General features: G+C 62.7%; 8 protein-coding genes. 4 read left to right on the forward strand and 4 right to left on the reverse strand.

Features of this window, described 5'->3' with window-relative positions; genetic code table 11:
- The first annotated feature begins 234 nt into the window (after positions 1 to 234).
- Complete coding sequence (locus tag FEZ63_RS17470; protein WP_150946847.1) at positions 235 to 987, forward strand: DUF5131 family protein; 753 nt, start codon at positions 235 to 237, stop codon at positions 985 to 987.
- Here the strand turns inward: FEZ63_RS17470 and tcmP are convergent.
- The gene (tcmP, locus tag FEZ63_RS17475; RefSeq protein WP_244622861.1) at positions 963 to 1859 is read right to left on the reverse strand and encodes a three-Cys-motif partner protein TcmP; all 897 of its coding nucleotides are present in this window, start codon (positions 1857 to 1859) and stop codon (positions 963 to 965) included. The genes FEZ63_RS17470 and tcmP overlap by 25 nt on opposite strands.
- 373 nt (positions 1860 to 2232) lie before the next feature.
- Here tcmP and FEZ63_RS17480 point away from each other — a divergent pair, with 373 nt between their 5' ends.
- The gene (locus FEZ63_RS17480) at positions 2233 to 2532 is read left to right on the forward strand and encodes a hypothetical protein (RefSeq protein WP_150946849.1); all 300 of its coding nucleotides are present in this window, start codon (positions 2233 to 2235) and stop codon (positions 2530 to 2532) included.
- A gap of 201 nt (positions 2533 to 2733) precedes the next feature.
- On the opposite strand, the gene FEZ63_RS17485 is transcribed toward FEZ63_RS17480, so the two are convergent.
- Genes FEZ63_RS17485 through FEZ63_RS17495 form a run of 3 tightly spaced genes read right to left on the reverse strand, consistent with a single transcriptional unit; the run spans position 2734 to position 4560 of the window.
- The gene (locus tag FEZ63_RS17485) at positions 2734 to 3372 is read right to left on the reverse strand and encodes a LysE family translocator (RefSeq protein ID WP_150946851.1); all 639 of its coding nucleotides are present in this window, start codon (positions 3370 to 3372) and stop codon (positions 2734 to 2736) included.
- Between the two features lie 4 nt (positions 3373 to 3376).
- Positions 3377 to 3985 (reverse strand): flavin reductase family protein, encoded by a 609-nt coding sequence (locus FEZ63_RS17490; RefSeq protein ID WP_150946853.1) that lies wholly within the window; start codon positions 3983 to 3985, stop codon positions 3377 to 3379.
- A gap of 11 nt (positions 3986 to 3996) precedes the next feature.
- The gene (locus tag FEZ63_RS17495) at positions 3997 to 4560 is read right to left on the reverse strand and encodes a nitroreductase family protein (RefSeq protein ID WP_150946855.1); all 564 of its coding nucleotides are present in this window, start codon (positions 4558 to 4560) and stop codon (positions 3997 to 3999) included.
- 290 nt (positions 4561 to 4850) lie between these two features.
- On the opposite strand from FEZ63_RS17495, the gene FEZ63_RS17500 reads away from it, so the two are divergent.
- Together FEZ63_RS17500 and FEZ63_RS17505 are read left to right on the forward strand one after the other, a co-directional pair.
- Positions 4851 to 7307, forward strand: a complete 2457-nt coding sequence (locus tag FEZ63_RS17500) for a YfhO family protein (RefSeq protein ID WP_150946857.1) — start codon at positions 4851 to 4853, stop codon at positions 7305 to 7307.
- A gap of 23 nt (positions 7308 to 7330) precedes the next feature.
- Positions 7331 to 8197 (forward strand): hypothetical protein, encoded by an 867-nt coding sequence (locus FEZ63_RS17505; RefSeq protein WP_150946859.1) that lies wholly within the window; start codon positions 7331 to 7333, stop codon positions 8195 to 8197.
- Positions 8198 to 8525: the final 328 nt, after the last annotated feature.

An 8525-nucleotide genomic window follows, 5' to 3' on the forward strand; every position in this document is an offset into this window, starting at 1 on the left:
TGTGGGGGTGGAGGGGGAGATGCTGGATCGGCCGCATTTGTTGCGGGCGGAGCGATTGCTGGGGCGGGTGGGGCGCGCTTAGACCCTTAGTGGGACAGAGCACCCTGTTTTACCGCATCGAAGCGACACCACCGCTCGCGCTTACTCCACGACAGGTCATCGCCGGTGGGTGCTAGTGCGTTTCGAGTTCGTTAACCTTCATTGTGAAATATTGATACCAAACGGATGGGGAAAATGGCAGAAACCTCAATAGAGTGGACAGATGCAACTTGGAATCCGGTTGCGGGATGTTCAATCGTCACCGCCGGGTGCTCCAACTGTTACGCTATGAGAATGGCGGCGCGTCTCGAAGCAATGGGCGTGAATAAATATCGTGGCCTTACCCGAAAGAGCGGCCATCGCTATGTTTGGACGGGAAAAATTAGGCTCGACGAAAGTGCGCTCCTTATTCCGGAGAAATGGCGGAAGCCGCGAAAAATATTCGTCAATTCGATGTCCGACTTGTTTCACGCGGATGTTCCTCTTGGCTTCATCGAGCAAGTTTGGCGCGTTATGGAGGCAACACCGCGCCACACATATCAAATTTTGACAAAACGTCCCGAGCGCATGAAGGAAGTATTGGACGGTCGGTCATTCAAAATCCTTCCGAACGTTTGGGTCGGGACCAGCGTGGAAACTTCCGAAGTTCTACCTAGATTAGAACATCTGAGAGCCACCAGAGCAGCGATACGATTTGTGTCGTTTGAGCCGTTGTTAGGGTCGGTTGGGAATGCCGATCTAACCAATATTGATTGGGCAATTGTTGGCGGAGAGTCCGGCCCACAGGCGCGACCTCTAGAGGAGGTTTGGGTTGATGAAATTTACGATCTCTGCAATGCCGCTAAGGCAGCGTTCTTTTTCAAGCAATGGGGCGGCAGAAACAAAAAAGCAAGTGGTCGGTCCTATCGTGGCTCGACATGGGATCATCTGCCTGAATTGAGGATGTGACCCGCGATCTTCGTTGCCAGAGCAATGGCACTCGGCTCACGATTTGAGATCGCAAAATAGAGAGCAAACTGAGGTATCCCTCGGCTGTCCTTAAGCCGCATTGGTTTCAAAACTTTCGGAAAGAGGCTCTTTAGTCGTTTCCCAACGAATTCATCCATGGCCTCAACATCTGCGATGCGCGACTGCTGATCATCAAGCGTACCGAATAGATCTAGTTTCGCATCTCGCTTGTACCAGGCCTCCTCCCACTCCTCAGTGCCGAGCATTCTCGTTAACGCAGCGCGCTTACTTTTATCGAGCGCCCGACCGTTTCTTGCTGCTTGTCGGAAAAGGCCAGAGAGCGACACAAGGTACCAGACGTCAATCGCTCCGGTGGACTGAATAGCCTCTAAGGTATCCCAGTTGACCGACATGCCGTAAGGATCCAAAAACATTACGGCTCTTGTGCCACTCCATGATTGGCCCCGGATTAGTTCACGAATCGCGACGTTTGCGTCTCCCTCCAACACATCTATTTTTCTCGTGGGGTGGTTCCCCTTCAGAGCACTGAGGGCCTTGGAATGTTTGGGGCTCTCATCCATGAAAATTAAGCGGTCGAACTGAGGGTTCACGTCGATCGCAATGCGTGCCGAACCGCGGCGTCGCTCGACTTTTTCTTCCGTTGCTGGAACAAGCAAATTGGCCTCTTGCGCGGCATAGCGCACTGTTCGTTCGCCCGTGCCTGCGAATGCGTCTATGTACCAGAGTTCCCGGAAATGTTTGCGAAGTGCCGTTGTAAAGCCATGAAGGTAACCCTCAACAACCGACAACTTGAGGTCCGTAGAAACGCCGCCGAACTCATGGTCGCTGCCGGGGTAGATCGAGTTTGTCACGAATTCTCCTCATCGAATGCAGAGACCGCCCGAACTATGAAGTGCCGCTCAAAGTAATATATTCATATTCTATTACGATTATGCAACCAAAAGATGTGAGCTAGATTCTCGGTTGCCATCGCCCCCACTACCGCCTCACCCCTCCCTATGCTTCCCCACCGTAGAGCCGCCCCATTCGGCTCCGGGGCGTAGAAACCTCGCACGAAGCGGCCTGCATCGGCCGCAAATCGATGCCTTCTCACCTTACGGTCGGGGAGGTGCTGTCGTATGTCCAACGCGAAAGCCCAAAGGGCAGCGCGACCGTCTTCGTGCGGCTTTCTAACTCCCCGACCACCAGCGGCGCTGGTGGTCGTTTCGTTTTGGGGAGGGCGGATTGGAGCAGCCTTATAGCGTGTGGGCCGATTGGCTCTCGAAATTCCATACATGGCCGGAAGGTGTGCAGGCTCTGTGGATCGTCGGCCTCACAGTGACGGCGCTGGGGCTGATCGCCGGAACGACACGGGTGCTCGTCGCGATCGCTGCCATCTTCCAGCGGCGAGAGAGAGCGGCGGGACCGGGATGGCGTCAGCAGCCCGGCGCGATGATGCTGCCTCCCGAACATGAGCGCGCGGCGCCTGCCTTGACGCATGCCGAGCCGGAACGACGTGGGTGGCCGGATCAAGTCCGGCCATGACGGGCGAGGAGTTTGGGGTGGCGTTTAAACTTACCGAACTGCGACGACCATCCCACCCACCGTCATCCCCGGGCTTGTCCCGGGGACCCACGCCTTTCAACGGCGCGGCGAATATAGACGTGGGTGCCCGGGTCAAGCCCGGGCATGATGGGCTGGTGGCGGCGGGATCAGGCCCCCAGACGTTTCATCGAAAACCCCGCCTCACGCGCGGCGCGAAAACAGGCCCGGGACCGATTGATAGAAGGCGTGCAGGGCAAAGCCGATGAACATCAGCCCGGACGCCCGCACGATGAGCGTCTCATGCTTGCGGTAGAGACGGCGCACCGTGCCCGTGCCCGTTACCGCGACAAGGATCGCGTAGGCGGCAAACGAGCCCGCGCAGGCCGCCACCACGAGGGCGGGCAGGATCGACCAGTTCAGGCCGCTGGCATATCCCGCGAGCAGCGCCGTAAACGTCGCGACGGCGACGGGATAGCCTTTCGGATTCGTCACGCCAAAGATCAGGCCGCGCAGGAGCGGCCGTCGGGCGGTGGGTGCGCCCGCCTGCGCTCCCGATGCGGTGGCGCGGATCGCATTCCAGCCGAGCCAGAACAGGTAGATGCCGCACAGCAATCCCAGGACGTCGAACACCGTGGAGCCGACTGTCTGCGCGCCGATGATCGCGACGAGCGCAAGGGAGGACCAGACCGCATCGCCGACGAGATGCCCGGTGACGAAGGCGGCGCCGGCACCGCGGCCTTGATTGGCCGAGATGCCGAACAGTGCCAGCACGGCCGGACCGGGCGCGATGCCGTAGACAAAACCGGCGAAACCCGAGGCGAGGAGAAGCGATCCGATCATGATGTCATGCTCCCGGTCTTCGAATCGAAAACTTCGTCTCCGCCGTCGAGACGAAATAGTCCCGATATCCGGCTCTTGCGATAGGTTTCATGGCGGCGGTGTCGACGAGGCCGTCGACGATGAAGCGGTCGTCGATATGAATTCCCACCACCTGCCCGATCACCAGGTAATAGCTCGCGTCACCGCCCTCCAGCGGCACGAGCGGGATCGTCTGCAGCCATTTGCATTCGAGCGCCGCCAGCGCCTCCGCGACGCGCGGCGGCTTGACGAGGCGGGAGGGTGCCGCCGCGAGGCCCGCATGAACCATCTCGCTCTCGCCGCGCGGCAGCACCGCCGAGGTCAGGTTCATCTTGTCGCGCAGGTCGTACGTCGCGAGGTTGCAGACGAATTCCTTCGTCTCCTCGATGAAGGTCAGCGCATCCTTCCTGCCGCTCGATGAGAACGCCACCATCGGTGGCTTCTCCGAGATCGCATTGAAGAACGAATAGGGCGACAGGTTGATCTCGCCCTCGGCGCTCATGGCGGTGATCCAGCCGATCGGCCGCGGCGTCACGATAGCCTTGAAGGGATCGTGCGGCAGGCCGTGAGCATTGGTGGCGGTCTCATAGAACATGGCCTGCGACTCTACAGCTCGGTCACGATGTCGGCGAGCGTGGGCCGAGGCCGTTCGGTGGGAGTTTCCACGCTTGTGCCGATGTGAATGTAGCCGGCGATCCGTTCCTGCGGTTCGAGGCCGAGCGCATCGAGCACGCGCCGGTCGAAGGCGGACCAGCCGGAGAGCCAGACGGCGCCGTAACCCATCGCGGTGGCGGCGTTCAGCAGGTTCATGCAGACGGCGCCTGCCGACAGCACCTGCTCCCATTCGGGAATTTTCGCGCTCGGCTTCACGCTCGACACCACCGCCACCACCAGCGGCGCCTGGGCAAAGCGGCCGCGCTCGGTCGCGATCCTGTCGGGCTCGGCCGCCGGATTGTCGGCCTCAAACGCGGTCGCCAGGGTCTCCCCGACCCTGTGCCGGGCTTCGCCCAGAATGAGGATGAAGCGCCACGGCACCAGCCGTCCGTGATCGGGCACCCGGGCCGCCACGGTCAGAAGCGTCTCGATCTCCTGCGCGGACGGCCCCGGCTCGCCGAGCCATCGCGCCGCCACTGAGCGACGCTGCTGCAGGGTTGAAAGACTATCCTTCATGGGAGCTTCATCCATTGGCGATTATGTGAAACAGTGAATCTGGACGCTAAACGCCAGGAGAGCGCGGCAAGCGATTGCCTTGGTCTCGCCGTCTTGATGCGGTTCAGAAGCGTAGGCGTCCCGTGGGGGAACCGTTGCCGGTCACAACAGCAACGGATGTATAGGGGGAGTGTGGCGACACGCCAAGCAGGTTTCGGGCATCGGGCAAACAGCGTCTGCCGCAGCGGCAGCATCGCGCAATCTCCGGCACCCTCGACCTGATCCGGCCAGAAGCTGCGTCTGAACAATCAATGCGTACACTTTCCCCTGCATCGGGCGGGATTGTCTCGTCCGGCATCTGGTCGACCCGCCAGACCTGGATCGCGCTCGCGATGATCCTCGCCCTCTGGAGCGCGGCCGCTCTAATCTGGCCGCTGACCGGCTCGGTGGTGCCGTGGGATTCCAAGAACCAGTTCTATCCGACCCTGCGCTACCTGGGCGCGGCGCTAGCCCATGGTGAATTGCCGCTATGGAACCCCTACCATTTCGGCGGGCATCCGTCCTCGGCCGATCCGCAATCGCTCCTCTTCACCCCCACCATGCTGCTCTTCGGCTGGCTCGTGCCGGAACCGTCGATGAAGCTTTTCGACGCGGTGGTGTTCGCCCATTTCCTGCCCGGCGCCCTGGCCTTCGTGTTCCTGTTCCGGCGCCGCGGCTGGCATCCGGCGGGCGCGGTGGTGGCGGCGATCATCTTCATCCTCGGCGGCTCGGCGACCGCGCGCCTGCAGCATACCGGCATCATCCTCAGCTACGGCTATTTTCCGCTAGCGCTCCTGCTCCTGGAAGAAGCGCTCGACCGTCGCTCCTACCGCATCGGCGCGCTGTTCGCGGTGATCGCCGCCATGATGGTGATCGGGCGGGATCAGGTGGCGTTTCTCTGTGCGCTGACGCTGGTCGCGGTGGCAGGCCATCGCATCTGGACCGCGCCGCAGCCGCTGGCCTACCTGCGCTCGCGCGGCGGCCTTCTCGTCTTCATGGGTTTCATCGGCGGGGCGCTGCTGGCGATCCCGGTGGTGCTCACCATGCAATTTCTGGCGACCTCGACGCGGCCTTCCTTCGGCTACGGCGTCGCCGCCATGGGCTCCCTGCCGCCCGAGAGCCTTGCGACGATCCTGTTCGGCAACGTGTTCGGCTCCCTGCGCTGGACCTACGATTACTGGGGGCCGGACTGGCATTCCCTGTCGGAGGGAACCTGGACCGACCGCGCGACGAATTACCTCTTTGTCGGCACCATCCCGGCCCTGTTCCTGTTCTGGCACGGAATCGCCGGGGGCCGGCTTCTGGCGCGCGAATTCCGCTTCTTCCTGGTCGTCGGCGTCCTCGCCATCCTTTACGCCCTCGGCCGCTACACACCCGGCTTCGAGGTGATTTTCGACCATCTGCCCGGCGTCGATCTCTATCGCCGGCCGGCCGACGCGACCTTCCTCATCAACATCATCCTCGCGTTCGCCGTCGGCTATCTGGTCCACCGCTACGTGCGCGATGGGCTGCCGCGCTGGAATGCCGCCGCGATGGGCAAGTTTCGCGTTTTCCTGCCGATGCTGGCCGTCGGCCTCGTGATCGCCGCCATCGCCAGCGCCATGGTGTTCGCGCTGCGGGCGGGCCAGAGCGCCGCCTCCCTGCGGGAGATCGGCATCGCGCTTTTGGCCGCCACGGCGATCATGCTGCTCCTCACCCGCGCCAGCGCCACGCCGCGCCTGCGCCAAGCGGCCGCCCTCGCGGTCATCGCGCTCACCGGCGGCGAGCTGATCGCGCGTCATGCGGCCTCCGCGCTCAATGCCGAACCCGCCGAGCGTTACGCGGTCTTCCGGCAGCTTCCGCCCGAGCAATTGCAGGGGCTCCAGATCCTCAAGCGCGAACTTGCCGAGCGGAATGCTGCGGGCGACCATCCGCGGGTGGAAATCCTCGGTCTCGGCGGGCCGTGGCAGAACGCCTCGATGGTGCTCCAGATCGAGGATATCATCGGCTACAACCCGCTTCGCCTGGCGGATTACGAGCGCGCGGTCGGCCCCGGTGAAAACGCGGAGGACCCGAACCTGCGCACCTTCCCGGCGACCTTTCGCGGCTACAAATGCCCTCTCGCCGGCCTGCTCGGCCTTGAATACCTCGTCCTCGACCGGCCGATCGAACGCATGCCGCGCCATTTCCCCCGCCTCAAAGGCGCCGAGGTCGTCTACGGCACCGGCAAGATGTGGGTGTACCGCCTGAACATCTCGAGCCCGCGGACCTACCTGGCGCACCACGTGACGCCGGTCGATTCGGAGGCCGTGCTGGATCAGGAAGAACTGCCCGAGTTCAACCGCGAAACCGAGGTTCTCATCGACCAGCGTAGCATCAACCTGCTCCAGACACGGTATTCCGCCGCGCCGACAACACCCTCCCCCGTGCCATCGGCCGTTGCCGGCGAGGCGCGCATCGTCGATTACCAGCGCAACTCCGTGTCGATCGAGGTCGATAGCGCCTCGGCCGGCGTGCTCGTGCTGCACGACGTCTATTATCCGGGCTGGGAAGTGACGGTGGACGGGAAGCGGCAACCGCTGCTGCGCGCCAATCTGCTGTTCCGGGGTGTCGAGGTTCCGGCCGGCAAGCACCGCGTCGAATTTGAATTCCGCCCGATTTCCTTCGATAACCTGGTGGCGGCGGCATCCGAACTCGTGACCAGCGAGAGCGAGCCGATCAAGACCGCCGAGATTCCGCAGGTCCGTTGAGGCCTCAAGACAAGACCGATTGTGTGAAATCCTTTTCAGCCGTCCTGACCGCTTTCCTGCTTTCCGCGACCGCGGCGTCCGCTCAGGCGCCCGCGGTTCCTTCGCTCATGCAGAACTCACCTCCGATCGCAATCGGAAAGGTGCTGCTGAGCGCCAACGCGGCATTCGCCGAGAACAACCAGCCGATCCGATCCGGCCTTATCTGGCGCGTCTATGAGGATCGCGGCGACACGGTGTCGCCCACCATCGTTACGCGCTCGACAAGCCCGACGCCCAATTTCACCCTGGCGCCCGGCAACTACATCATCCATGTGGCGTATGGTTTCGCCGGCGCCTCGAAGCGCATCAGCGTGCAATCGGGCAACCTGTCGGAACGCCTGACGATCAGCGCCGGCGCCTTGCGCCTCAAGGGTGCGGTCGGCGACAGCCCGATCCCCAATCAGCGCCTGTCCTTCGCGGTCTATGTGCCCATCGCGCAGAATTCCGAAGGGCGGCTCGTGCTCGCCAACGGCAAGGCGAACGACCTCATCCGCCTGCCCGAGGGGACCTATCACGTGGTTTCCACCTATGGCGACGCCAACGCCATCATGCGCGCCGACCTGAAGGTCGAATCCGGCAAGGTAACCGAGGCAACCCTCAACCACCGCGCCGCGACGGTGACGCTGAAGCTCGTAGGAGCAGCCGGTGGCGAAGCCTTCGCGGGCACTGCATTCAGCGTGCTGACCCCCGGCGGCGACGTGATCCGCGAGGCGATCGGCGCCTTTCCGTCGGTGACGTTGGCCGAGGGCGATTACGTGCTGATCGCGCGGCACGAGGGCAAGGTCCGGACGCGGGAATTCAAGGTCGAAAGCGGCCTCGACCGGGACATCGAGATCATCGCGACGCCTTGAGGGCGAGGGAATCACCTCTCCCCGGTGGGGAGAGGTCGAGCGAAGCGACGGTGAGGGGGTGAGACCTTTTCCGGAAAGCGCGCATCCCCTCACCCGGACCTGCGGTCCGACCTCTCCCTCGAGGGAGAGGTTAAGAAGCGGCGATGCCGGCACGACCTCGCCGCACCAGGAGGCCGGTCGGCACATGATGGGGAATCCAAACGCCCGACGCACATGAGCGGAAATCCAAACGCCCGACGGAATCACCTCTCCCCTGTGGAGAGAGGTCGAGCAAAGCGAGGGTGAGGGGGTGAGACCTTTCCGGAAAGCGCGCATCCCCTCACCCGGA

It is taken from the genome of Microvirga brassicacearum, assembly GCF_008757455.1.
GTDB classification, from domain to species: Bacteria; Pseudomonadota; Alphaproteobacteria; order Rhizobiales; family Beijerinckiaceae; genus Microvirga; species Microvirga brassicacearum.